Source organism: Kitasatospora sp. NPDC096128 (assembly GCF_040303105.1).
Classification (GTDB): domain Bacteria; phylum Actinomycetota; class Actinomycetes; order Streptomycetales; family Streptomycetaceae; genus Kitasatospora.
This window is the reverse complement of record NZ_JBEOSP010000002.1, coordinates 291,575-316,047: the sequence shown is the minus strand read 5'-3', so window position 1 is coordinate 316,047 and position 24,473 is coordinate 291,575. Positions and strand designations below refer to the sequence as shown.

Genomic DNA, 24,473 nt, shown 5'->3' with positions numbered 1-24,473 from the left:
CTTGTCACCGTCCACTTTTTGTTCACCTGATGTAAACCGAAAAAATGCTGAACGTTTCCTTTCGCGCCATCCATTCGATCATTTCGGCGAGACCTCCCACCACAACGGCAATACTTTCGGGTACGCTCCATGCCGATCTTCTCCTGGGGGTGGGAACGTGACGGACCTCGAGTTCGAGCGTCGAATGAATCCTTGGCTCTTCGACGACAAAGGCAATCTGACCGAAGCGGCCAAGAAGCAGTTCCCGGACCTGGCCGGCGGCAACGCCGCCCCGGTCTCCCTGAACCCGGCAGGCGGCGGCGCAGCCGTGACGGTCAACACCGGAGTGCTCCAGCAAGCCGCCCAGAACGCCTTCGCGCTGCGGGACGCCGTCAAGTCCGAGTGCACCCAGCCCGGTGACCACGTCGCCGCCGCGGCCGGCGCGCTGAAGGGGTGGTCCCTCGGCGGCGCACTCACCGGGTCCTGGAACACGTGGTCGAGTCAGGCCGACGCCCTGAAGGGCACCGTGGGCGACATCGGCACCAACCTGCAGACCACCGCTCAGACGTACAGCAAGACCGAGAGCGACATCCACGCCAGTTTCGACAAGCCGCAGGGCGCCAAGAGCTAGCCGCAGCGCAAGCGGGGGGAAGCAACACGATCATGGTGACATTCAGCCAGCTCCAGCAGGTCGACCTCAGCAGCCTCAACGCGGCGGCGGGCGACTTCGAGGCCCTGGTCCGCAAGTGGGACCTCACCCAGCGGATGCAGAACGAGGTCATCGGCACCATCACGCAGTCCGGCTGGCACGGTGACGCCGCCGGCCTCGCCAACGCCAAGCTCACCTGGGCCCGCGACCAGATCCACGCCGCCTTCGAGGAGGCCTCGGCACTGGCCAAGACCCTTCGGGACGCCCACACCGAGATCACGGCCGCCAAGCAGGACCTCACCAATGCCGTGCACAACGCCACCACGGCCGGCCTCACCGTCGACGGCGAGGGCGCGGTGAGCTGGCCCGCGCCCACGACCCGGGAGGACAAGCGCGACCCGGAGTACGGCAAGAGCTGGAAGGCCAAGGCCGATTCCGCGGCCAAGGCCATCGGCGACGCGATCGACCGCGCCACCGAGGCCGACATCGACGCTGCCAGGGCCCTGGGCGACGACACCGGCAGTGACGGCACCGCCTTCAACGCCAACCCGGTCGGCGGCATCCCGGAGGAGGAGGCCAAGATGGCCACCTACATCCTCGGCCTCGGCGACAAGGCCACCGACGCGCAGCTCAAGAACCTCCAGAACATCCTGGACCACTACCACCAGGACCCCCGGTTCGCCGGCAGCTTCTACGGCGGCCAGGACCCGGCGACCTTCCTGTCGAAGTACGGTGCGATGGCCCAGAGCGGGGACTACGCCAACAGCCCGGCCCGCGCCGCCGCGATCAAGGGCATCCAGACGGACCTGGGCCTCACCCTCGCCACCGCGACCGACACCAAGCAGCCGTTTCACGTCTCGGACGAGTGGGAGACGAAGCTGCGAGCCGCCGGCGCCACGCAGATCCCGGTGCCGGCCGGCGCCGATCCGGCGCACAGCCCGTACGGCTACCAGATCCTCGCCAACGTGCTGCGCAGCGGTAAGTACGACGCGCACTTCCTCGACCCGATCGCCGAGCATGTCACCCAGCTGACCAACGAGAACCCGATGCGGTGGGACGCCGCAACGAAGGCCTCGTACCCGTTCACCGAGCTCAAGTTCATCGGCGTCCCCGACAAGGACGGCAATGTCAGGGGCATCAACCCGATGTCCGCCGTCCTGGACGCACTCGGGCACAGCCCTGAGGCGGCCACCAAGTTCTTCCACGACACGCCGACGACATACAACCCCGACGGCACGGTCAAGAGCCACGGCGGCGAAAACACCTACCTCAAGATGCTCACCGACAACGGCTCCAGGTCCCTGCTGCTCGACCAGCAGTACCCGCCCCGGCCGAACCCGGGCACCGCCGACCCCTTCGACGTCACCTCCCTCGGGCACGCTCTGGAGGCCGCGACCACCGGCCGAGCGTACGACGACGTGCACGGCAAGTTCCCTCCGCACACCAGCGAGATGAACACCGTCACGCAACAGGTTGTGGCCAGGTTCGGCACCGGCGACGGTCCGGACCTCCTCAACGGCGGACGGTTCTCGAACCTCAATGGCAGCCTCGGCAACATGACCGCCAACTACATCGGCGACATTCAGGGCGCCCTGGAAGGACCGGGCTCCGACTCGCACCTCTTCAGGACGGGCGAGGTCGAACGGCTCCTCGGCACACTCGGCCGGAACCCGGACGCCTACGCCTCGATCGCTGCCGGGCAGCAGGCCTACACCACCGCCCAGATCCAGGACGTGCTGGCCCACCCCGAGCTGCACAGGGACCTGGCCGTGGCGGTCGAGAACATCGCCAAACCGGCCGGCCAGGTCAACGGCCTCATCACGAGTGCCATGGTCGACGAGGTGTACAACAAGCACACCGCCAGCGACGCCGCGTACAACGCCGCCATCGACACCAAGCGGGAACTCGCCGGCCAGCTCTGGTCGTTCGCCGGCGACGCACTGAAGGAGCGGGCACCCCTGATCGGCGAGGGCATCGACAACGTGGCCAACCAGATCATGGACAACGTCGCCGCCGGGTACAAGGTGGACACCCACAACGCCGCGAGCGACGAGGCCGTGACCGCGAAGCAGAACGCCGAGACCAACGCCCAGCAGGCGATCATCAATGCGGTGCGCGACGCCGGCCGCGCAACGGGCGCCGACCCGAACTACATCAACGACGTGGCTCGCCGGGCCGCCCAGGAGGAGAACACCGGCTACGGCAGCGGCACGAGCTCCTTCGGCACTGCCTTCCCCAAGAAGAACTAGGCGCCCGGACGCCACGTCCCAGGCCACGACCGAGAGCGTTGAGACATGGTTGACGTCGCCCACATCATCCCGCCGTCCTCGGACGACCCGCCCCGGCGCAGGTCCCGGGTCCGTCCCTGGCACGCCGCCGTCGCCCTCGGGGTGGCGGCGGCTGTGGGCGGCGGGTTGTGGGCGTGGAAGCCGTGGCAGGAGGTGGAGCTGCCGCAGAGCGCCTGTTGGTCCCTGGTCACCAAGGACGAACTCAAGGTGCTGGCGGGCCCGGACGGCCGTGGCTACGAGGGCGACCGCCAGGACCGGATGGCAACCCCGTCGGACCCGGTCGGCGGCGACCGATACGGCAAGTGCGAAGTCTGGTGGGCCGGGCAGCATACGACGGCCGACGCCCTTCTGTCGGCGACCGTCTCTCCCGCGTACGACGGGATCGACGCCGACCGGCAGAAGGACACCCGGGAGGTCGGTCGCACCATGCCACTGGACTTCGGCCAGGACTCGGTGGGCTGGGTGGCCGACGCGGGCGGCGACAACTCTCCCCGGGTGCGGTTGTACGTCCGCTGCGACGGATACCAGCTTCCGGCGGAGCTCCGTAAGGGCGACGCCGCCCCGGCGTACGTCCAGGTCTCCGTCGACGGAGAGCCCTGGGTCTCCACTTCGTCCCGTGCCAGGATCCGGCAGACGTACGCCGATGTCGCGCTGAAGATCGCGCGGGCCGCTCAGGGCGCGTACAGGTGCGCCAACACCCCCCGGCTCGCCGCCACGGCCCCCGCCGTTCCCGTCGAGTGATCCCGGGCTTTGCCCGGGGTGGCGGCGAGCAGGCAAGATAGCGGCGTGACCCTCCTTGATCTGATGCCGAAGCCCGCCACTCCCGATGCGCTGTACGAGACGTTCGCAGCCTGGGCGGAGGAGCGCGGGATCACGCTGTACCCGGCGCAGGAGGAGGCGCTGATCGAGCTGGTCTCCGGGAACAACGTCATCCTGGCGACGCCGACCGGTTCGGGCAAGAGCCTGGTGGCGGCGGGTGCGCACTTCGCGGCGCTGGCCGAGGGGCAGCGGACGTTCTACACGGCGCCGATCAAGGCGCTGGTGTCGGAGAAGTTCTTCGACCTGGTGAAGATGTTCGGCACCGAGCAGGTCGGCATGATGACGGGCGACGCGAGCGTCAACCCGACCGCGCCGATCATCTGCTGCACGGCCGAGGTACTGGCGCAGATCGCGCTGCGGGACGGCGCCCGGGCGGACATCGGCCAGGTGGTGATGGACGAGTTCCACTTCTACGCCGAGCCGGACCGCGGCTGGGCCTGGCAGATCCCGCTGCTGGAGCTGCCGCAGGCGCAGTTCCTGCTGATGTCGGCGACGCTGGGCGACGTGCGCCGGTTCGAGGAGGACCTGACCCGCCGGACCGGCCGGCCGACCACGGTGGTGCGCAACGCGACCCGCCCGGTGCCGCTGTTCTACGAGTACCGCCGCACCACCATGCACGACACCCTGGAGGAGCTGCTGCAGACCGGTCAGGCGCCGGTCTACGTCGTGCACTTCACCCAGAAGGAAGCGGTGGAGCGGGCCCAGTCGCTGATGAGCATCAACATGTGCTCGAAGGCGGAGAAGGAGGCCATCTCCGATCTGATCGGCGGCTTCCGTTTCACCACCAACTTCGGCCGCAACCTGTCCCGGTTCGTCCGCCACGGCATCGGCGTACACCACGCGGGCATGCTGCCGAAGTACCGACGGCTGGTCGAACGCCTCGCCCAGGCAGGCCTGTTGAAGGTGATCTGCGGGACGGACACGCTCGGCGTGGGCGTCAACGTGCCGATCCGCACGGTGCTGTTCACCGCCCTGTCGAAGTACGACGGTCAGCGCGTGCGCATCCTGCGCGCCCGTGAGTTCCACCAGATCGCCGGGCGCGCGGGCCGGGCCGGCTTCGACACCGTCGGCCAGGTCGTCGCCCAGGCGCCGGAGCACGTGATCGAGAACGACAAGGCGATCGCCAAGGCCGGGGACGACCCGAAGAAGAAGCGCAAGGTGGTGCGGAAGAAGGCGCCGGAGGGCTTCGTCGGCTGGACCGAGGAGACCTTCGACAAGCTGATCGGCGCCGACCCGGAGCCGCTGGTCTCCCGGTTCAAGGTGAGCCACGCGATGCTGCTGTCGGTGATCGGCCGCCCGGGCAACGCCTTCGAGGCGATGCGCAAGCTGCTCACCGACAACCACGAGGACAAGGCCGCCCAGCGCCGGCACATCCGCACCGCGATCGCGATCTACCGCTCGCTGCTGCAGGGCGGCGTGGTGGAGCGGCTGCCGGAGCCGGACGCCGAGGGCCGGATCGTCCGCCTGACCCTGGACCTCCAGGAGAACTTCGCCCTCAACCAGCCGCTCTCCACCTTCGCGCTGGCCTCCTTCGAACTGCTCGACCCCACCTCGCCGTCGTACGCGATGGACGTCATCTCGGTGGTCGAGGCGACCCTCGACGACCCGCGCCAGATCCTCGCCGCCCAGCAGAACAAGGCGCGCGGCGAGGCTGTCGGCGAGATGAAGCGGGACGGCATCGAGTACGAGGAGCGGATGGAGCGGCTCCAGGAGATCACCTACCCGAAGCCGCTGGAGGAGCTGCTCACCCACGCGTACGAGGTGTACCGCCGGGCGCACCCGTGGATCGGCGACCACCAGCTGCAGCCGAAGTCCGTGGTGCGGGACCTCTACGAGCGGGCGATGACCTTCTCGGACTACGTCGGCTTCTACGAGCTGGCCCGCACCGAGGGCATCGTGCTGCGCTACCTGGCCGGGGCGTACAAGGCGCTGGAGCAGACCGTCCCCGAGGACGTGAAGACGGACGACCTCAAGGACGTCATCGCCTGGCTCGGCGAGCTGGTCCGCCAGGTCGACTCCAGCCTGCTGGACGAGTGGGAGCAGCTGGCCAACCCGACCGAGGCGGCCACCGCCGAGATCACCCTGGACGACAAGCCGGCGCCGGTGACGGCGAACGCCCGGGCCTTCCGGGTACTGGTGCGCAACGAGATGTTCCGCCGGGTGGAGCTGTGCGCCCTGGAGCACTGGGACGAACTCGGCGGGCTGGACGGCGAGTACGGCTGGGACGCAGACCGCTGGGCGGACGCCATGGACGGCTACTGGGACGAGTACGACGACCTGGGCACCGGCCCGAACGCGCGCGGCCCGAAGATGCTGATCATCGAGGAGGAGGACTCCGCCTGGAAGGTCCGGCAGATCTTCGACGACCCGGAGGGCGACCACGACTGGGGCATCAGCGCCGAGGTCGACCTGTACGGCTCGGACGAGGAGGGCCGGGCGGTCGTGCGGGTGACGGCGGTGGACCGGCTCGGCGGCTGACCCTCCGTCAGGATCGACGGTTGAGTGAACGTCAAAAGGGGCCCGGCGCGCGCCGGGCCCCTTGGCGTTTGTCACTCACATCCACACAAACGGCTGGCCCGCCGCGTAGGACAGCGCCCGGGTGGCCTCGTCCAGGTTCGGCTCACCGCCTGAACCGGATGCGGTCGGCGCCTGGGTGGACGGCGCCGGGTTCGAGGAGGCGGTGTCGGCCGGGCGGGCGTCGCCGGGGCGGGAGCTGGTGACGGTCACGTAGTGGCCGACCGCCTCGACACGGGCCTCGCTGCCCGGCTTGGCGCTGCCGACGGACGGGGCGGGCGCGATGTTGGTGTCGGCGAGCATGAAGGCGACCAGGCCGGGCTTGCCGCGCAGAGTGTCGGCGGCCCTGGCGGCGGCGGCCTGGTCGGCGAAGCGCAGCAGGGTGACGCTGCTGCGCACCGGGTGGTCGACGCCGGTGAAGCTGACGATCAGGTAGGCCTGGCAGCCGCTGTCCTTGAGCAGCTCCTGGGTACGGTCCTGGAGCACCTCGTCGCACTTCTCGCCCTGCCGGATGCCGCCGCGCCGGGCCTTGTAGCCGCCGACCTCGACCGGGCGCTGGGCGGGGAACATGTTGTCGGCGTTGAGGGCCTCGGGATCGGTGGTGGGCGGCGGGGTGCCGACCACGGGGGGCGTGCGGGCGGAGTCCGCCTTGGACGGGCCCAGGCCGGGTATGTAGTCGCCGGGCGTCGGGCGGGTGATGATCCATCCGCCGGCCGCGACCACGCCCGCCATGACGACCCAGCCGACCGCCCGGCGGCCGGTCACCCGACGGCCGCGCCTGCGGTCCGCCGCTACGGCGGCGACCCCGGCTCCCCCGCCGGTCCGCTGTCCTGCCTGGCCGTCCTGGCCCTCTCCCGGAGTCGGGGTGTGCGCCCCCTGCGTGGTCATGGCGCAGATTCTAAGCATCGGCCGGGTGGCCTGGGTCACGGGGTCGGGGCTTGTCGATCTTCCACCGGCACGCACCCGGGCACACCCCGCCGCTACCCGCCGGTAACCTCTCGTCGGCGCCGCCGTCAAGCGCGTGACCAGCGCCGACGCCGTGAGCTTCGACACTGTGGCAATCGGCACATCCTTCCGGGGATCTTCTGGTGGGTTTGCTCTGGCGCCGTTCGCGCGCCACCAGGCAGGATCGGCCCCATGGATCTGCTCGATACCCTCACCGCCAAGGGCCTGCGCGGCGAAGTCCCGACCCGCGAGGAGGCCCTGGCCGTCCTCGCCACCACCGACGACGAGCTGCTCGACGTGGTCGCCGCGGCCGGCAAGGTGCGCCGCCGCTGGTTCGGCCGCCGGGTCAAGCTCAACTACCTGGTGAACCTCAAGAGCGGGCTCTGCCCCGAGGACTGCTCCTACTGCTCGCAGCGGCTCGGGTCCAAGGCCGAGATCCTCAAGTACACCTGGCTCAAGCCGGACCAGGCCGCCGACGCGGCCCGCGCCGGGGTGGCCGGCGGCGCCAAGCGCGTCTGCCTGGTCGCCAGCGGCCGCGGCCCGACGGACCGCGACATCGACCGGGTCACCGACACCATGGCCGCCATCAAGGACGCCGACCCCGAGGTCGAGATCTGCGTCTGCCTCGGCCTGCTGTCCGACAACCAGGCCGAGCGGCTCAAGGCGGCCGGTGCCGACGCCTACAACCACAACCTCAACACCTCCGAGAACACCTACGGGACCATCACCAAGACCCACACCTACGCGGACCGGGTCGACACGGTGCAGAAGGCCCACGGTGCCGGACTGTCCGCCTGCTCCGGCCTGATCGCCGGCATGGGCGAGACCGACGAGGACCTGGTCGACGTGGTGTTCGCGCTGCGCGAGCTCGGCTCGGACTCCGTCCCGGTCAACTTCCTCATCCCGTTCGAGGGCACCCCGCTCGCCAAGGAGTGGAACCTCACCCCGCAGCGCTGCCTGCGCATCCTGGCGATGGTCCGCTTCGTCAACCCCGACACCGAGGTGCGGATCGCCGGCGGCCGCGAGGTCCACCTGCGCACCATGCAGCCGCTGGGCCTGCACATCGCCAACTCGATCTTCCTCGGCGACTACCTGACCAGCGAGGGCCAGGCCGGGCAGGCCGACCTCGACATGATCAAGGACGCCGGCTTCGAGGTCGAGGGCGCCGGCGAGGCCACCCTGCCCCGCCACCGCGCGGACGTCGCGGAGGCCGCCCAGGCCGGCGGGGGCTGCGGCACCGCGGCCTCGGCCTGCGGCAGCGGCGGCGGCTGCGGGCCATGCGGCGGGCACGCGCACGACACCGGGAGCGCCCCGGCCCGGGCCGCGGCCCCGGAGCACGCGAACGACGAGCTGCGCGAGGACCTGGTCAAGGTCCGCCGCCGCGGCGCCGGCACCGAACTCGCGCCCAACGCCTGACCCTCCCGCACACCCCGGAGCGATCCCACCATGTCCCAGCTGTCCGCGGACACGCTGCTCGCCCTCGACCGGGCGCACGTCTGGCACCCGTACGGGCCGATGCCCGGCACCGTCACCCCGTACGTGGTCGAATCCGCCTCGGGCGTCAGGCTGCGCCTCGCCGAGCCCGTCGCGGACGGGCGGCGCGAGCTGGTCGACGGGATGTCGTCCTGGTGGGCGGCCATCCACGGCTACCGGCACCCGGTGCTGGACGAGGCGGTGCGCGAGCAACTGGGGCGGATGAGCCACGTGATGTTCGGCGGGCTCACCCACGAGCCCGCCGTCCGGCTCGCCTCCCGGCTGGTCGAGATCACCCCGGAGCCGCTCCAGCACGTCTTCCTCGCCGACTCGGGCTCGGTCGCGGTCGAGGTCGCGATGAAGATGTGCCTCCAGTACTGGCAGTCGACCGGACGGCCCGAGAAGCGCCGACTGCTGACCTGGCGCGGCGGCTACCACGGCGACACCTTCCACCCGATGTCGGTCTGCGACCCGGACGGCGGGATGCACCACCTGTGGGGCGGAGTGCTGCCCGGGCAGCTCTTCGCACCGCAGCCCCCGGCCGGCTTCGACGCCCCGCTGGACCCCGAATACGCGGCGCTGTTCGAGGAACTGATGGTCCGTCACGCCGACGAGCTGGCCGCCGTCATCGTCGAGCCGGTGGTCCAGGGCGCCGGCGGGATGCAGTTCCACTCCCCCGCGTACCTGCGGATGCTGCGCGAACTCTGCGACCGCCACGGCGTGCTGCTGGTCTTCGACGAGATCGCCACCGGCTTCGGCCGCAGCGGCGCGCTGTTCGCCGCCGACCACGCGGGCGTCAGCCCCGACGTGATGTGCCTGGGCAAGGCCCTCACCGGCGGCTACCTGACGCTGGCCGCCGCACTGTGCACCGGCGAGATCGCCGACGGCATCAGCCGCGGCGAGATGCCCGTCCTCGCCCACGGGCCGACCTTCATGGGGAACCCGCTGGCCTGCGCGGCCGCCAACGCCTCGCTCGACCTGCTGCTCGGGCAGGACTGGGCAGTGGAGGTCAAGCGCATCGGGACCGGGCTGGCCGAGGGCCTCGCTCCGGCCACCGACCTGCCGGGCGTACGCGACGTGCGGGTCCAAGGGGCCATCGGGGTCGTGCAGTTGGACCACCCGGTGGACGTGTCGGCCGCGACCGAGGCGGCCGCCCGCGAGGGCGTCTGGCTGCGGCCCTTCCGGGACCTGATCTACACCATGCCCCCCTATGTGACGGAGGACGAGGACGTGGCACGCATCGCCGCCGCCGTGACCGCCGCGGCGGTGGCCGGATGAGCGCGCGCATCCTGTTCGTGACCGGCACCAACACGGACGTCGGCAAGACCGTCGCCACCGCGGCCCTCGCCTCGGCCGCCCTGCGGGCCGGCCGGAAGGTCGCCGTACTCAAGCCCGGACAGACCGGCGTCGCGCCGGACGAGCCGGGCGACGCGGCCGAAGTGCAGCGCCTGGCAGGGGAACTGACGTTCCGCGAACTGGTGCGCTACCCCGAGCCGCTGGCCCCCGACACCGCCGCCCGGCGGGCCGGGATGCCGTACCTCTCCCCCGCCGAGGTGGTCGCCTCGGTACGGGACCTCGCCGCCACGCACGACCTGGTACTGGTCGAGGGCGCGGGCGGGCTCCTGGTCCGCTACGACGGTGACGGCCGCACCCTCGCCGACCAGGCCCGGGCAGTCCGGGACGCGGGCCTCGACGCCGAGGTGCTGCTGATCGCCTCCGCCGGCCTGGGCACCCTCAACATCGTCTCGCTCACGGCCGAAGCCCTGGCCGCCCGCGAACTCCCGCTGGCCGGCGTCGTCGTCGGCTCCTGGCCCGCCGAGCCCGGCCTCGCCGAGCGCTGCAACCTCGCCGACCTCCCCCGCTCGGCCGGCGCCCCGCTGCTCGGCGCCCTGCCGGAACGGGCGGGCGCGGCCGAGGACTTCGCGGCCCTGGCCGTCGCCTCCCTGGCCCCCGAGCTGGGCGGCAGCTGGAACGCGGAGCACTTCGCACACGTCCACCGGCCGGAACAGCCCCGACTTCGCTCGATGGAGTGATCCTGGTGCCCGAATTGCAGATCCGAGCACCAGGGGGTCAATAGCGTTGCCCGCATGACAGACGGGCTGAGCATGGACGAGGCCCTCCGGGCCTTGGCCGCCCTGGAGGCGGCCTGGAAGGACGACGACGAGGCGCTGGTCGCCCTCGCGGCGGGCGCGGCCGGGGAGCGGTCGCTGCCGGCGCTGGTCGCCGCGTACGGCGAGCACGCGATGGACACGCTGATGGCCCTGGCCTTCGGGCTGCGGTCCAGCATGAGCGACGAGGAGATCGCCGAACTCTCGGACGCCGTCAGCGCCAACATCGGCGCACGGATGAGCGCGCTGCTCACCCAGACCCTCAAGGCCTGGGGCACGGTCGCCGCCGCGGACGACCTCACCGTCACCAAGGTCATCGCCCACACCGTCATCGACTCCATGCGGGCCGTGACGGAGGACCCCAACAAGACCGAGGTGCTGCCGCTGCTCGCCACCTTCCGCAACTACGCCCTCAACGGCGTCTGAGGAGCAGAGAGGCGGTGCGGGCTCCGAGCCGATGCTCGGAGCCCGCACCGCCTCGTGGGACCAACAGGTTCAGCGGTGCTCGGTGGCCGGGCCGAAGCAGGCGACCAGGAAGCACAGCACGGCGGCGACCGCGGCGACGATCGGGCCCGCCTGCATGGAGGGGGCGAAGGCCCCGGCGTCCTGCAGCAGCTTGTGGAACTGCACCAGCGAGCCGATGGCGGCCCCGGCCACCCCGACCGCCAGCAGCAACCCCAGCCCGGCCAGCCGGACTTCCCGGGTGAGCAGGCGCAGCACGGACAGGGCGACCAGCGCCAGGCCGACCCACTGCAAGGCACCCATCCAGATGTCGGCGCCGTTGGTCAACTCCCCGACCCAGCGCGGGCTGTTCAGGAGGTCGAAGCCGGACCACTCCAGGCCGCCGCTCTCCCCGCTGTAGGAGGCCCACGGCAGCGCCAGCGAGCCGACGGCCCCACCCGCGAGCAGCAGCACCGCCACCGCATTGGCCCGGGAACCACCGCCGGGACGCGATCGAGGAGCGTACGACGACTGCGGAGGCACGGTCATGGCACCGAGGATCCGCCGCCCACCGTGGAAGGTCAAGGCTTTGGGCGCGGGCTTCGAGCGGCGCTCGAAGCCCGCCCCGCAGCCGGCTTTCTCCCGTCTCGCGACCTCATCCCCGTCGGCGACAGCAAGACTCCAGGTGTCCGTCCCGCTGTCAGTCCCGAGGGCTTCAGCGCCTTCACGTCCACCACCTCTGCCGGGGAGTTCGGCATAATCTGACCGACCTCCGTTCGCCGAGCATAGGACGCACATTGCAACCGGTCGGCTTCGCCTTACTCGGCGCGCTGCGGGTGCAGCGCGCCGGTGCGGCCATCGAGCTGGGCGCGCCTCGGCAGCGGGCGGTGTTGGTGTCGCTCCTCCTCCGGCCGAACTCCGTCGTGGCGATCGACCAACTGGTCGACGACTTATGGGGCGATGAGCCTCCAGGATCGCCCGTCGTCGCCGTCCGTTCCTACATCTCGCAACTGCGCAAGCTGCTGGAGCCGGTGCGCGGCAGGCCATCCCTCCTGCTCTCCCAATCCGGCGGCTACCGGCTGGCGGTGGACCCCGACTGCATCGACCTCTGGCGGGTCAAACAGCTCCACGAACTCGCCGCCGGCCACCCCCACCAGGCCCGGGAGCACCTCGCCGAGGCCCTCTCCCTCTGGCGCGGCGAGCCGCTCGCCGACCTGCCCGGCCCCCTCATGAGCCGCGAGCGGCAACGACTCTCCGAGCTCCGCCTCACGCTCCAGGAGGAGCACCTCGCCCTCGACCACTCCGCCGACCAGCTAACGGAATTGGAGGCACTCGCGGCCGAACACCCCTTCCGTGAGCGCCTCCAGGCCCTGCTCATCCGCGCCCTGCACCGCAGCGGCCGCACGGCCGAGGCCCGCGCGGTCCACGACGCCCTTCACTCCCGCCTGGTCGAGCACCTCGGGATCGAGCCCGGGCCCGACATCACTGCCCTCCGCCACGAGCTGGACCCGGACCAACTCCCCTCCTCCCCAGCCCACTTCACCGGCCGCCAGTCCCACGTCGCCGACATCGCCCACGCCCTCACCCACCGGAGCACGCCCGGCCTGCGCCTGGTCACCGTCACCGGCATGGCCGGGGTCGGCAAGACCGCCCTCGCCGTGCGCGCCGCCCACTCGCTGCGCGGCCACTTCCCCGACGGCCGTCTCTACGCCGACCTCCGGGGCGCCGACCTCGTCCCCGCCAGCGCCTCCGACATCCTCGCGGAGTTCCTGACCACCCTCGGCGTCCGGCCGTCCGCAGTCCCCAAGGACCTCGCCGGCAGGTCCACCCTGTTCCGGACCACCACCTCGGGAAAGCGCCTGCTCATCGTCCTCGACAACGCCCGCGACGACGCCCAGCTCCACCCGCTCCTCCCCGGCTCCTCCGACTGCGCCGTCATCGTCACCAGCCGCACCGCGCTGCCCAGCATCCCGTCCGTCCTGCGGATCGCCCTGGACGTGTTCAGCCCGCCGGAGGCGGTCGGGCTGCTCGACTCGGTCATCGGTACCGCCCGCCGAGCCGCCCAACGCGCCGAGGCCGAGCTGCTGGTGGAGGCCTGCGGCCGACTCCCCCTCGCCGTACGGATCGCCGCGGCCCGGCTCGCCGCCACCCCGGACCAGCCGATCGCCGAGCTCGTCCGGCTCCTCGCCGACGACCGCGAGGGCATCCCCGCGATCGAGCAGGTCTTCCAGCTCAGCTACCGGCTGCTCCCGCCGCGCCTGGCGACGGCGTTCCGCAGGCTCTCCTGGGTGGAGCCGGACATCGGCCTGGCCTCGGCGGCCGCCGTCCTGGGCCTTCCCGAGCACCGGGCGGAGCACCTCACGGAGGCGCTGGTCGACCAGGCCCTGCTGGAGTCGACGGGCGCGGGCCGCTACCGCTTCCACGACCTGGTGCGGGCCTTCGCCCGCCGGTCGTCCCTGCGCCTCGACGCGACCGAACGCACCACGGCCCACCAGCACCTCCTGTCCCTGCTCCTCACCCACGCCCGTACGGCCTTCGCCCTCGCCGTCCCCGGCGACCCGGTCGCCGACGTCTTCGGCGCGCCGGCTCCCCACCCGGTCTTCACGGACCTGCCGGACGCCCGCCGCTGGGCCCGGGCGGAGACTCCCGGTGCCGTCGCGCTGGCCGCCGCCGTCGCCTCGGCCACCATGCCTGCCACGCCCGCCTCACCGGCCCCGGACGCCACCGCCGTACGCTCCGCCGTCGACCTGCTGGTCGCCCTCAGCCCGCTGGGCCTCGGCGCCTTCGCCGGCCGGGCGGAGGAGGCCGCCCGCCTCCTCGTCGCCGCCGCGCTCCACACCGGCGACCGCGCCGCCGAGGGCCGCGCCCGGTTCCTCCTCGGCACCGTCCTGCTGGGCCGGGCCCGGCTGGAGGAGGCCGCCGAGCAGGCCCGCCAAGCGGCCCGGGCCTGCCAGGAGGCGGACGACCCGGCCGTGCTCCGGCAGGCCCTCAACGACCTGGGCCTGATCGCGCAGGCCCAGGCCCGCCACGAGGAGGCGATCGCCGCCTTCGACGAGGCGGCGGCCCTCGCCCGCCGCCTCGGGCACCGTTCCGGCGCGGTGGCGAGCACCGCGAACGCGGCGCTGTCCCGGATCCGCACGGGTCAGGCCCAAACGGCCGCGGAGACCTGCGCGCAGCTCCTCGCCGACCCCGACGGCACCGCCGACGCCGCGATGACCGCCTACGTCCACTACGTCCTCGGCCTCGCCCACCAGGAGCTGGGCCGACTCGACGAGGCCGCCGCCCAGCTCCGCTCCTGCGTCGACCACGCGGGCCCGGCCGGGGACCTGGACCGCGAGTCGGCGGCCCGCAGCCGCCTGGCCGACGTGCTGCGCCTGCTCGGCCGGGTCGAGGAGGCCGTCGACGAGGCGACCCGGGCCCTACGGCTCGCAACGCAAGGTGGGCGACAGCGCGAACGCGCTCTCGCCCACCTGGTGTTGGCCCATGCACTGACCGCCCGCGGTGACCAGTCCGCCGCCCGCGCTCACGCGGCTCAGGCGCACCGGCTGCTCAGCGGCCTGGGTGCCCCGGAGTCCGCCGACGCCCGGTCGCTGCTGACGGCACTGGCCACCGCCGACGGGTCCGTCACTTCAGCCGGATGACCAGCCCCGTCCCGTTCCAGGCGACCTTGTTCGCCAGGCACTGCACATCCGCCGACCCCCCGCAGGCCGACGGCGGTGCGGCCGGCGAGCCGTGCCGCGCGGGATCCCCCGCCGCCACGGCGGCGAGCCCGGACCCTCCCGCCAGGATCACCGCACCGACAACCACCGTGCGGTTCACAACAGTTCGCAACACTTCCCTGCTCCTTGCTCACGTGGGACTCAAGCGCCCGCACGTTCGCAGCAGCCGGTAGACAGCCGATCAACATCCCGCCCCCGCCGTCCCCGGACGGACGTTGGCAGTCCGTCTACCGCCCTCCGTGATCGTTGAGCCCGGCACCGAGCCCCCACTGAGGCGTCAGGGAATCCCCGCCCTGACGCCTCAGTGGTGTTGATCCCTCAGTGGTGTTGATCCCTCAGCGGTGTTCGAGGCGATCAGTGGTGCTTGAAGCGATCAGTGGCCTTCCTCGACCGGGAACGGCCCGGTGGCCCAGTGCAGCCGCGCCGGGCCGCTGCTCGGCCGGTCGTGGTGCAGGTGGCGGCGGCCCTCGCCGAGCGGGCCGAGGTCGAGCGGGGCCAGGGTGCCGACGGCCAGGGCGGTGGACTCCTGGCCGGTGAGCGGCACGACCGTCAGGTAGCAGGCGTCGTCCCCGCCGGACCAGTTCGTGAACTCGGTGCGGATCCAGCCGAACCGCTGCGCGCAGGCCAGGCAGCGGCGGATGGACACCGAGAAGTGCGGGTCGGCCACCACCGCAGCCTCGTATGCGAAGCCCTCCCGCTGACGCGCCCACACCGCCTCCGGGTCCTCGCCGTAGCACTCGGCGCAGCCGAACGCCCAGTGCGCCCCCGGCGCCGTCACGCGGCCTCCAGCAGTACGGCGGGCAGTTCGCGTTCCGCGGGTTCCGGGCCCCGGGCCAGGAGCGCGCTGTGGCCGCCATAGGCGATCGGCTGCGGTTCCGCGAGCCGGCTGAGGGTGTCCGTCATGCCGATCATCCTGCCTCATCCGGAGCACCTGTCCGCAGCCCGAGGCAGCGGGGGCCGGAAAGGACCCCCGATGCCCCGGCCCTCTTCTCTTCGGACGCCGTTCGATATACGGTACACAACGCTTGTTACGTACCCACGTACCCACACCCGGAGTCCGCTGTGACCGAGCCCACCGAGCCCATCAAGTACCGCAAGAACGGCCTCACGCGCGGGGTGACCGAGGAGCTCGCCGAGAGCATGAAGCACGGGTGGGCCGACACCGAGCGCCACGCCCTGGAGCCGATCCCGCAGGCCGCCCACACCGAGCGCCGCCGCGCCGCGCTGTCCGCCGCCTACCCGGGCGAGCTGCTGGTGGTCCCGTCCGGCAACCCCAAGGTGCGGGCCAACGACACCGACTACCCGTTCCGCCCGTCCTCCGACTACATCTACCTGACCGGCGACCAGTCCCAGGACGCCGTGCTGGTGCTGGAACCCACCGGCGAGAGCGGCCACCGGGCCGTGCTCTACCTGCGCAACCGCTCCGACATCGAGAGCGGCGAGTTCTGGCTCGACGGCCACGGCGAGCTGTGGGACGGCCGCCGCAACAGCCTCACCGAGAGCGAGCGACTGCTCGGCCTGCCCTGCCGGGACGTCCGCACCGTGCGCACCGACCTGGGCGCGGCCACCGCCCCGGTCCGGGTGCTGCGCGGGCACGACGCCGGGGTCGAGGCCGTCCTCGGGGAGCGCGCGAACCCCGAGCGGGACGCCGAGTTCGAGGTCTTCCTCTCCGGAATGCGCCTGGTGAAGGACGAGTTCGAGATCGCCCAGCTGCGCCTCGCCTGCCAGGCGACCGCGCGCGGCTTCGCGGACGTGGTGCGCGTCCTCGGCACGGACGCCGCGACGCCCGAGCGGCTGATCGAGGGCACCTTCTTCGTCCGGGCCCGCCTGGAGGGCAACGACGTCGGCTACAGCACCATCGCCGCCGCCGGGCCGCACGCCACCACCCTGCACTGGGTGCGCAACAACGGCCAGGCCCGCCCCGGCGACCTGCTGCTGCTCGACGCAGGCGTGGAGACCGATGAGCTCTACACCGCCGACGTGACCCGCACCCTGCCGGTCTCCGGCCGGTTCACCGACATCCAGCGCAAGGTCTACGACGCGGTGCACGCCGCCCAGGAGGCCGGCATCGCCGCCGTCAAGCCGGGCGCGGACTTCCGCGACTTCCACCACGCCGCCCAGCGCGAGCTCGCCGAACACCTCACCGCCTGGGGCCTGTTCGGCGACCTCACCGCCGACAAGGTGTACGAGCTGGGTCTGCACCGCCGCTTCACCCTGGCCGGCACGGGCCACATGCTCGGCATCGACGTGCACGACTGCGCCCACTCCCGCACCGAGGAGCACGTCGACGGCACCCTGCTGCCGGGCATGGTGCTCACCGTCGAGCCGGGGCTCTACTTCCAGCAGAACGACCTGACGGTGCCGGAGGAGTACCGGGGCATCGGGGTGCGGATCGAGGACGACATCCTGGTCACCGAGGGCGGCAACGAGAACCTCTCCGCCGACCTCCCCCGCACCGCCGACGAGGTCGAGGCCTGGCTCGCCGAGCTGCGCGGCTGACGGCCGAAGTGCGGCCCCGGCAGCACGCCGGGGCCGCACGCCGTCACTTCGACGTGCCGAGCGCCGTGGCCGTCCGCCCCACCGCGTCCACCACATCCTCGGCCGAAGCCGCGCCCGCCAGGGGCTTGACCCAGCGGCTCCACTGCGGTTCGGGGTGGTAGCCGGCGGACTGCCAGGTGCGGTGGCCGAGGGCGTTGTCGTCCAGCACCATCGCGTCGGCGCGGCGGCCGCCGAGTGCGGCGAAGCGCTCCTCCGCAGCGGCCAGCAGGGCGGCGCCGATGCCCCGGCGGCGGTGTTCGGGGTCGACGGCCAGGCGGTACAGGTGGCACCGCCAGCCGTCCCAACCGGCGATGACGGTGCCGAGCGGGGTGCCCGGGTCGGCGGCCGCGGTGGCGACGATCAGGCACTCCGGGTCCCGGGCGAGCAGCGCGGCCACGCCCGCCTCGTCGTCGGTGATGCTGGTGCCCTTGGCGGCCCGGGCCCACAGGGCGAGCAGGGCGGGGATCTCCTCGGGCCGGGCGGGGCGCAGCACGATCTGTTCGGTCATGCCGGCCTGTCTAGCAGGGCCTCCGGCCGGGCCGCCCGGAATTCCGGGTCCTGGACGGGTCGGGACCTTCGGGGGCGCCCAGCGGACGCCGAGGGACGCCGAGGGGACGCCGAGCGGGCGGTCAGCCGAGGCGCCACACCGTGGTGGTCTTGACCGAGGCGTCCTCCAGGTCCGCCACCACCGGCACCTGGTAGGAGGCCACCGCGGTGAACCGGTCCCGGGGCAGGTAGGCGCGGCCCGGATCGCCGACGATCACGGTGGCGCCGCGGGCGGCGGCCCGTTCCAGGAAGGGCAGGAAGCGGGCGGCCATGGTGCGCTCGTAGAACACGTCACCGGCCAGCACCACCTCGGCCGGTGCGCCGTCCCCGTCGACCAGGTCGACCAGCGCGCCGTCCACCCGGACGCCGTTGGCCTCGGCGTTCAGTCCGATGGCGGCGACCGCGTAGGCGTCGATCTCGGCCGCCCGGACCCCGGTCGCGCCGCGCAGCGCGGCGGCCACCCCGACCAGCCCGGAGCCGGCCGCGATGTCCAGCACCGCCCGCCCGTCGACCAGTTCGGGGTGGTCCAGCACGTAGCGCGCGACCGCGACCCCGCCGGCCCAGGCGAAGGCCCAGAACGGCGGCGGGAGTCCGATCTCGCCGCGTTCGCGTTCGGTGGTCTCCCAGAGCGCGATGGCGTCCTGCGCCATGTGCAGGCGGATCTCGGGGACGAAGGGCACGGACGTCAGTTCGGTCTCCCGCAGGATGAAGGCCTGGTCGGTGTCCGGTCGATGAACTCGCAGCTCACTCGGCATTCCCGCAGCATAGGGCCCGTCGGGCCGCACTCACGCCCGCCCGGCGGCCCGCTGGGTGCGCCGGGCCAGCGAGTCGACCACGACGGCGGCCAGCAGCACCGCGCCGGTGATCATGAACTGGATGGCGTTGCTCAGGCCCTGGATGTTCATCCCGGACTGGATCGAGCCGATCACCAGCGCGCCGAGCAGCGCCGACCAGGTCTTGCCGCGCCCGCCGAACAGGCTGGTACCGCCGATGACGGCCGCCGCGATGGCGTTCATCAGCAGGTTGCCGCCACCGGAGGTCTGGCTGGCGGACTGGATCTGCGCGGCCAGGAACAGGCCGCCGATCGCGGCCATGGTGGAGCAGATGGCGAAGACGCTGATCCGGATCCACGAGATGTTGATGCCCGCCCGGCGGGCGCCCTCGATGTTGCCGCCGAGCGCGAACACCTGGCGGCCGTACGTGGTGCGGCGCAGCACGAAGTCCAGCACCACGATGAAGATCAGGAAGATCAGCAGGGCCAGCGGCAGCCCCTTGTACTGGTTGAGCGTGTAGGCGGCGAGGAAGGCGATGACCGCCAGCAGCACGGTGCGCAGCACGATGTCGGCGAGCGGCCGGGAGGGCACGCCCGCGCTCTGCCGCCGCCGGGAGTCGACCAGCGAGGCGAGCAGGAACAGCACCACGCCGACCGCGGCCGCGCCGTAGGCGGCGATCTGCTGGCCGTAGATGGTGCTGTAGAGCCGGGAGACGATGTCCTTGCCGGAGAGGTTGACGGTGCCGGTGGCGCCGAGCACCTGGAGCATCAGGCCGTTCCAGCCGAGGTTGCCGGCCAGGGTGACGACGAAGGCCGGGACGCCGACCTTGGCGAAGAAGAAGCCCTGGATCGTGCCGACGATCGCCCCGCCGACGATCGCGGTGATCAGGGCGACCCACTGGTTGACGCCGTTGGTGACGTTCAGGACGGCGAAGATCGCCGCGCACAGGCCGCTGACCGAGCCGACCGAGAGGTCGATCTCGCCGAGCAGCAGCACGAAGACCACGCCGATCGCGATCATGCCGGTGCCGACGATCTGCTGGGACAGGTTGGAGAGGTTCTGGGCGGACAGGAAGCTGCTGTTGAGGCTGCCGAACACGGCCCAGATCACGATCAGGGCCAGCACGACGGGCAGCGAGCCCAGTTCGCCGCTGCTCATCCGGCGGCGGAACTCCCCCAGGTAGCCCTTGATGCCCTCCTGGCGGACGATCAGCCGGGGGTCGACCGCGGGGGTGGCCTCGGGGGCGACCGGGACGGGCGCGTTGACGCCGCCGGTGGGCATGGAGTCCTCGGGCAGCCGGGGGCGGTGGCGTCCGGGTTCGTCGCCGGGGGTGTTCCCGGGGGTGTGGTCGCTCACGGGGAATCCTCCTGGCCGCGGGCCCTGCGCCGGGTCACGGCGTTGTCCGTGGCGCCGGTGATGGCCGAGATGATCTCTTCCTGGTTGGTGCTGCGCTTGTCGAAGACACCGTTGTTGCGGCCGAGGCGCAGCACCGCGACGGTGTCCGCGACGGCCATCACGTCCGCCATGTTGTGGCTGATCAGGATCACGCCGTGGTCCTGCTCGCGCAGCCGCTCGACCAGGTCGAGCACCTGGGCGGTCTGCTCGACGCCGAGGGCGGCGGTCGGTTCGTCCAGCATCACGACCTTGGGCGAGCCGATCAGCGCGCGGGCGATCGCGACGACCTGGCGCTGGCCGCCGGAGAGCGAGGCGACCGGGATCCGCACGCTGGGGATGCGGATGGAGAGGGTGTCCAGCAGTGTCCGGGAGCGCCGCTCCATGGCGACCTCGTCGAGGATGCCGAAGCGCCGGATCTCGCGGCCGAGGAAGAGGTTCCCGACCACGTCGAGGTTGTCGCAGAGCGCGAGGTCCTGGTAGACCGTGGCGATGCCCAACTGCTGGGCGTCCTGGGGACGGTGGATGCTGACCGGCCGGCCCTGCCACTCGATGGCGCCCTCGTCGGGCTGGTGCACCCCGGCGATCGACTTGACCAGGGTGGACTTGCCGGCGCCGTTGTCGCCGACCAGGGCCAGCACCTCGCCGGTGTGCACCTCCAGTTCGATGTCGGTGAGCGCCTGGACGGCGCCGAACCGTTTGGAGACCCCGCGCAGGGCCAGTACGGTCTCACCTGGCACAGTGACCAACTCCCTTGCCCCGCCCCCGTGCTGGGGGCGGGGCCTGTTCGGTTTCCGGGGGCGCGGCCGGCTTACTGGAGGCCGGCGGCCTTGCAGGCGTCGGCGTAGTCCGGCGTGCAGATCTGGGCGACGGTGTAGAAGCCGTCGGCGACCACGGTGTCCTTGACGTTGTCCTTGGTGACGACGATCGGGGTGAGCAGGTTGGCGGGCACCTTGTGGCCGCTGCCGTTGGTCACCGTGGTCGGCACCAGGCTGGAGTCCAGCGGCTTGCCGGAGGCGAGGGCGACCGCGATCTGGGCGGCCGAGTCGGTCTCCGGCTTGAGCGGCTTGTACACGGTCATGGTCTGGCTGCCCGCCACGATCCGCTGAATGCCGTCGAGTTGGGCGTCCTGGCCGGTGAGCGGGACGCTCAGGCCGGCCGCCTTGAGCGCGGTCGCGACGCCCGCGGCCATGCCGTCGTTGGCGGAGTAGGCACCGACCACGTTGGCCGCGCCGATCGCGGTGATCGCGGCGGCGGCCTCCTGGTTGGCGGTGTTCGGATCCCACTGGGGGGTGTCGTACTCCTTGCCGACCTTGAGCTTGCCGTCGATGGCGCTGTGCGCGCCGGCCTTGAAGTCGGCCGCGTTGGGGTCGGTCGGCGAGCCGTTGATCATGAAGATCTCGCCCGCGTTCGCCTTGCTGCCGACGGCGGCCACCAGGGCCTGGCCCTGGAGTTCGCCGACCTTGCGGTTGTCGAAGGACACGTACGCGTCGGCCGGGCCCTGGGCGAGCCGGTCGTAGGCGAGCACCTTGACGCCCGCGTCGTGGGCCTTCTGGACGGAGGACTGGATCGACTTGGAGTCCACCGCGTCCAGGATCAGCACCTTGTCGCCCTTGGTGAGGGCGGTGTCCACCTGGGTCTGCTGGAGGGTCGCGTCCTGGTTGGCGTTGTAGTAGTCGATCTGGGCGTCCGGGGCCAGCTCCTTGATCTTCTTCTCGATCAGCGGGCGGTCGAACTGCTCGTAGCGGGTGGTCTTGGTCTCCGGCAGCAGCAGGCCGATCCGTACGGCGCCCACCGCGGCCGCACTGCCTCCGCTCGCGCTCGCGGCGCCTGCGGAACTGCCTCCGGACGACGACTGCTTGGCGCTGCCACAGGACGCCGCGCCGAGGCCGAGGGAAACCACTGCCGTCACCGCGAGGACGCGGCGGAGCCTGATGCTCATCGGGAAACCTCTCCGATTGAATCCGCCCCCCTGTCCCTCCGAGTCTGGGAAGGGATCGCCGCGCCCACGACCCCTGGTGCGCCGAACGGGTCCCTACGACCCCGCCGGAGACCCCGCCGGAGACCCCGCCGGCGCCGCTTCCGGCGCTTCGGTCGGCGCTTCGGCCGGCGGCGGCGCCAGCGGCAGCGCCGCGGTGAGCCTGGCGCCGGCCGGGGTCGGGGTGACGGCGAGGGTTCCGTGGTGGTGGCGGGCGATGTCACGGGCGATCGGCAGGCCCAGGCCGCTGCCGCCGTGGTCGCGGGAGCGGGCGTCGTCCAGCCGGGTGAAGCGTTCGAAGACCCGCTCCCGGTCGGCGGGCGGGATGCCGGGGCCGTCGTCCTCGACGTCCAGCAGGGCGAGACCGCGCCCCGGGTCGGCGGCCAGCCGGACGTGCACGGTGGTGGCGGCGTGCCGTTCGGCGTTGTCCAGGAGGTTGGTGAGCAGCCGGCCGAGCCAGAGCGGGATGCCGTCGACGGCGACCCCGGGGGCAAGGTCGGTGGTGCGGCGGTGCGGGCCGGACGGGCGGGCCAGCACGGTGCCGGCGACCAGGTCGGTGAGGTCAATCCGCTGGCGGGGGCGGTCGTCGGTGCCGCCGGCGTCGAGGCGGGCGAGCAGCAGCAGGTCGGCGGCGAGATTCTGCAGCCGGTCGGTGTCCTCCAGGGCACCGTGCACCAGTTCGGCGCGGACCGCCGGGTCCGGGTGGGTGTCGGCGACCTCCAGCTGGGTGCGCAGCACGGCGAGCGGGCTGCGCAGTTCGTGCGAGGCGTCGGCGATGAACTGGCGCTGCCGGCGGCCGGAGGCCTCCAGCCGGTCGAGCATCGCGTTCATCGTGGCGGCCAGCCGGGCGATCTCGTCGGCGGTGCCCGGTTCGGGGACGCGGCGGTGCAGGTCCTGGCCGGTGATGGCGTCGACCTCGGCGCGGATCGCCTCCACCGGCCGCAGCGCCTGCCCGGTGACCTTCCAGGTGACCACCACCCCGGTGAGCAGCAGCAGCGGGCAGGCGACGGCGAGCCCGGCCTGGGTGATGTCCATGGCCTCGTCGGCGGCGCGCAGCGAGGCGCCCGCGTAGACGGTGACCGGGCCGGTCGGGGTGTCGGCGGTGACGGCGGCGAGCCGCTGGCGGTGGTGCTCGTACAGCGGGTCGACCTGGTCGGTGGTGTGCGAGCCGGTGGGTCCGGCGGTGGGCAGGGCGGGGCGGCCGGCCAGGTTGGGGCTGGCGGCGAGGACGGTGCCGCGGGCGTCGACGACCTGGAGGAAGTCGGTGCCGTGGGCGGCGTGCAGGACGGGCGTCAGCCGTCCCTGGACGGCGAGTTGGGCGATCGAGTCGGCCTGCTGCCGGGTCGCGGAGGTGGCCGAGGCGACCAGGTCGGCGCGGACGGCGGCAAGCAGCCCGGCCCCGGCCAGCACGAGGGCGGCGGCCAGCACCGTACCGGCGGCCGCGGTGGCCCGGGCGCGCACCGTGCGGGGGACGAACCGGCGGAGTCCGGAGGGCAGTTCCCGGAGTCGGCGCACCTCAGCCGCCGGCCGGGTCGAGCCGGTAGCCGGCGCCGCGCATGGTCTGCAGGGCGGCCCGGCCGAAGGGCGCGTCGATCTTGCGCCGCAGGGCGTGGACGTGCACCTCGACGATGCTCGGGTCGGCATCGTGGCCGGCGTCCCAGACGTGGTCGAGGATCTCGCGCTTGGAGACGACCGTCCCGGCCCGGGCGGCCAGGTGCTCCAGGATCGCGAACTCCCGGGCGGTCAGGTGGGTGGGGGTGCCGGCCCGGGTGCAGGTGCGGGCGTTGGCGTCCAGCACGAGGTCGCCGAGGGTGTGCAACCGGGGGCGCTGCTGGTCGATCCGGCGGTGCAGGGCGCGCAGCCGGGCGAGCAGGACGACGAAGGAGAACGGCTTGGCGAGGTAGTCGTCGGCGCCGGTGTCCAGGGCCTCGGCCTCGTCCCACTCGCCGTCCTTGGCGGTGAGCATCAGGATCCCGGCCCGGCAGCCGCCTGCGCGCAGCCGGGCACAGACCCGGTAGCCGTTGAGGCCGGGCAGCATGATGTCGAGGAGGATCACGTCGTAGGGGTGGCGCTCGGCGAGGGCGACGCCGTCGGGGCCGTTGTGGGCGGTGTCGACGGTGTGGCCGTCGGCCTCCAGGCCGCGCCGCAGCGCGGTGGCCATCCGCTGTTCGTCCTCCACGACGAGTATGTGCATCCGTTCAGGGTGCCAGGTGCGCCTGAGAGCCCCCGCATCGGCTTAAGCGTGGGTTCAGGTACGTTCCGCCATGATCACCGGGCGCCGAGCGCAGCACAGCGCAGCACTTCCCAGGCA

22 protein-coding genes are annotated in these 24,473 nt (G+C 72.3%); 10 read left to right on the top strand and 12 right to left on the bottom strand.

The genetic code is table 11. The annotated features are described in order from the left end of the window. The first annotated feature begins 184 nt into the window (after positions 1-184). The 4 genes from ABTY61_RS03820 to ABTY61_RS03805 all read left to right on the top strand — a co-directional run bounded on the left by ABTY61_RS03820 (position 185) and on the right by ABTY61_RS03805 (position 6,213). Complete coding sequence (locus ABTY61_RS03820) at positions 185-610, top strand: hypothetical protein (protein WP_350503295.1); 426 nt, start codon at positions 185-187, stop codon at positions 608-610. A 32-nt stretch (positions 611-642) separates the two neighbouring features. Next, positions 643-2,877, top strand: coding sequence for a hypothetical protein (locus ABTY61_RS03815; RefSeq protein WP_350503294.1), 2,235 nt, complete (start codon positions 643-645; stop codon positions 2,875-2,877). 45 nt (positions 2,878-2,922) lie between these two features. Further along, a complete protein-coding gene (locus tag ABTY61_RS03810) occupies positions 2,923-3,657 on the top strand; it encodes a hypothetical protein (protein WP_350503293.1) in 735 nt (244 codons plus the stop codon). A gap of 63 nt (positions 3,658-3,720) precedes the next feature. Beyond that, entirely contained in the window at positions 3,721-6,213 is a 2,493-nt protein-coding gene (locus ABTY61_RS03805) for a DEAD/DEAH box helicase (RefSeq protein WP_502895211.1), read from the top strand. 75 nt (positions 6,214-6,288) lie between these two features. Here ABTY61_RS03805 and ABTY61_RS03800 read toward each other — a convergent pair whose 3' ends face one another. Beyond that, positions 6,289-7,137 carry a hypothetical protein gene (locus tag ABTY61_RS03800; protein ID WP_350503291.1) on the bottom strand — a complete coding sequence of 283 codons (849 nt, stop codon included), beginning with the start codon at positions 7,135-7,137 and terminating at the stop codon, positions 6,289-6,291. Between the two features lie 249 nt (positions 7,138-7,386). Here ABTY61_RS03800 and bioB point away from each other — a divergent pair, with 249 nt between their 5' ends. Genes bioB through ABTY61_RS03780 form a run of 4 tightly spaced genes read left to right on the top strand, consistent with a single transcriptional unit; the run spans position 7,387 to position 11,201 of the window. After that, positions 7,387-8,610 carry a biotin synthase BioB gene (gene bioB, locus ABTY61_RS03795; protein ID WP_350503290.1) on the top strand — a complete coding sequence of 408 codons (1,224 nt, stop codon included), beginning with the start codon at positions 7,387-7,389 and terminating at the stop codon, positions 8,608-8,610. Between the two features lie 30 nt (positions 8,611-8,640). Beyond that, a complete protein-coding gene (locus ABTY61_RS03790) occupies positions 8,641-9,945 on the top strand; it encodes an adenosylmethionine--8-amino-7-oxononanoate transaminase (RefSeq protein ID WP_350503289.1) in 1,305 nt (434 codons plus the stop codon). Further along, positions 9,942-10,700 (top strand): dethiobiotin synthase, encoded by a 759-nt coding sequence (gene bioD, locus ABTY61_RS03785; protein WP_350503288.1) that lies wholly within the window; start codon positions 9,942-9,944, stop codon positions 10,698-10,700. The genes ABTY61_RS03790 and bioD overlap by 4 nt, the downstream gene beginning before the upstream one ends. A 54-nt stretch (positions 10,701-10,754) precedes the next feature. Next, positions 10,755-11,201, top strand: a complete 447-nt coding sequence (locus tag ABTY61_RS03780) for a hypothetical protein (protein WP_350503287.1) — start codon at positions 10,755-10,757, stop codon at positions 11,199-11,201. Positions 11,202-11,270: 69 nt separating this feature from the next. On the opposite strand, the gene ABTY61_RS03775 is transcribed toward ABTY61_RS03780, so the two are convergent. Next, entirely contained in the window at positions 11,271-11,765 is a 495-nt protein-coding gene (locus tag ABTY61_RS03775) for a hypothetical protein (RefSeq protein ID WP_350503286.1), read from the bottom strand. A 248-nt stretch (positions 11,766-12,013) separates the two neighbouring features. Here ABTY61_RS03775 and ABTY61_RS03770 point away from each other — a divergent pair, with 248 nt between their 5' ends. After that, positions 12,014-14,857 (top strand): AfsR/SARP family transcriptional regulator, encoded by a 2,844-nt coding sequence (locus ABTY61_RS03770; protein ID WP_350503285.1) that lies wholly within the window; start codon positions 12,014-12,016, stop codon positions 14,855-14,857. Here ABTY61_RS03770 and ABTY61_RS03765 read toward each other — a convergent pair. From ABTY61_RS03765 to ABTY61_RS03755, 3 genes are all read right to left on the bottom strand, one after another. After that, positions 14,841-15,047, bottom strand: coding sequence for a hypothetical protein (locus ABTY61_RS03765; protein WP_350503284.1), 207 nt, complete (start codon positions 15,045-15,047; stop codon positions 14,841-14,843). The genes ABTY61_RS03770 and ABTY61_RS03765 overlap by 17 nt on opposite strands. A 261-nt stretch (positions 15,048-15,308) precedes the next feature. Beyond that, on the bottom strand, positions 15,309-15,713 hold the full coding sequence (locus tag ABTY61_RS03760) for a hypothetical protein (RefSeq protein ID WP_350503283.1): 405 nt from the start codon (positions 15,711-15,713) through the stop codon (positions 15,309-15,311). Continuing rightward, the gene (locus ABTY61_RS03755) at positions 15,710-15,838 is read right to left on the bottom strand and encodes a hypothetical protein (RefSeq protein WP_350503282.1); all 129 of its coding nucleotides are present in this window, start codon (positions 15,836-15,838) and stop codon (positions 15,710-15,712) included. Before ABTY61_RS03755 ends, ABTY61_RS03760 begins: the two co-directional genes overlap by 4 nt. Positions 15,839-15,997: 159 nt before the next feature. Here ABTY61_RS03755 and ABTY61_RS03750 point away from each other — a divergent pair, with 159 nt between their 5' ends. Beyond that, the gene (locus ABTY61_RS03750; RefSeq protein ID WP_350503281.1) at positions 15,998-17,434 is read left to right on the top strand and encodes an aminopeptidase P family protein; all 1,437 of its coding nucleotides are present in this window, start codon (positions 15,998-16,000) and stop codon (positions 17,432-17,434) included. 43 nt (positions 17,435-17,477) lie between these two features. Here ABTY61_RS03750 and ABTY61_RS03745 read toward each other — a convergent pair whose 3' ends face one another. The 7 genes from ABTY61_RS03745 to ABTY61_RS03715 form a co-directional block, all read right to left on the bottom strand. After that, complete coding sequence (locus ABTY61_RS03745) at positions 17,478-17,981, bottom strand: GNAT family N-acetyltransferase (protein WP_350503280.1); 504 nt, start codon at positions 17,979-17,981, stop codon at positions 17,478-17,480. Positions 17,982-18,102: 121 nt separating this feature from the next. Next, the gene (locus ABTY61_RS03740) at positions 18,103-18,774 is read right to left on the bottom strand and encodes a class I SAM-dependent methyltransferase (RefSeq protein WP_350503279.1); all 672 of its coding nucleotides are present in this window, start codon (positions 18,772-18,774) and stop codon (positions 18,103-18,105) included. A gap of 30 nt (positions 18,775-18,804) precedes the next feature. Next, positions 18,805-20,073, bottom strand: coding sequence for a sugar ABC transporter permease (locus tag ABTY61_RS03735; protein WP_350503409.1), 1,269 nt, complete (start codon positions 20,071-20,073; stop codon positions 18,805-18,807). A 71-nt stretch (positions 20,074-20,144) separates the two neighbouring features. Then, positions 20,145-20,924 carry an ATP-binding cassette domain-containing protein gene (locus ABTY61_RS03730; protein ID WP_350503278.1) on the bottom strand — a complete coding sequence of 260 codons (780 nt, stop codon included), beginning with the start codon at positions 20,922-20,924 and terminating at the stop codon, positions 20,145-20,147. A gap of 71 nt (positions 20,925-20,995) precedes the next feature. After that, on the bottom strand, positions 20,996-22,126 hold the full coding sequence (locus tag ABTY61_RS03725) for a sugar ABC transporter substrate-binding protein (RefSeq protein WP_350503277.1): 1,131 nt from the start codon (positions 22,124-22,126) through the stop codon (positions 20,996-20,998). A 93-nt stretch (positions 22,127-22,219) separates the two neighbouring features. Further along, the gene (locus tag ABTY61_RS03720; RefSeq protein WP_350503276.1) at positions 22,220-23,677 is read right to left on the bottom strand and encodes a sensor histidine kinase; all 1,458 of its coding nucleotides are present in this window, start codon (positions 23,675-23,677) and stop codon (positions 22,220-22,222) included. A 1-nt stretch (position 23,678) separates the two neighbouring features. Further along, entirely contained in the window at positions 23,679-24,356 is a 678-nt protein-coding gene (locus tag ABTY61_RS03715) for a response regulator transcription factor (RefSeq protein WP_350503275.1), read from the bottom strand. Between the last annotated feature and the right edge of the window lie 117 nt (positions 24,357-24,473).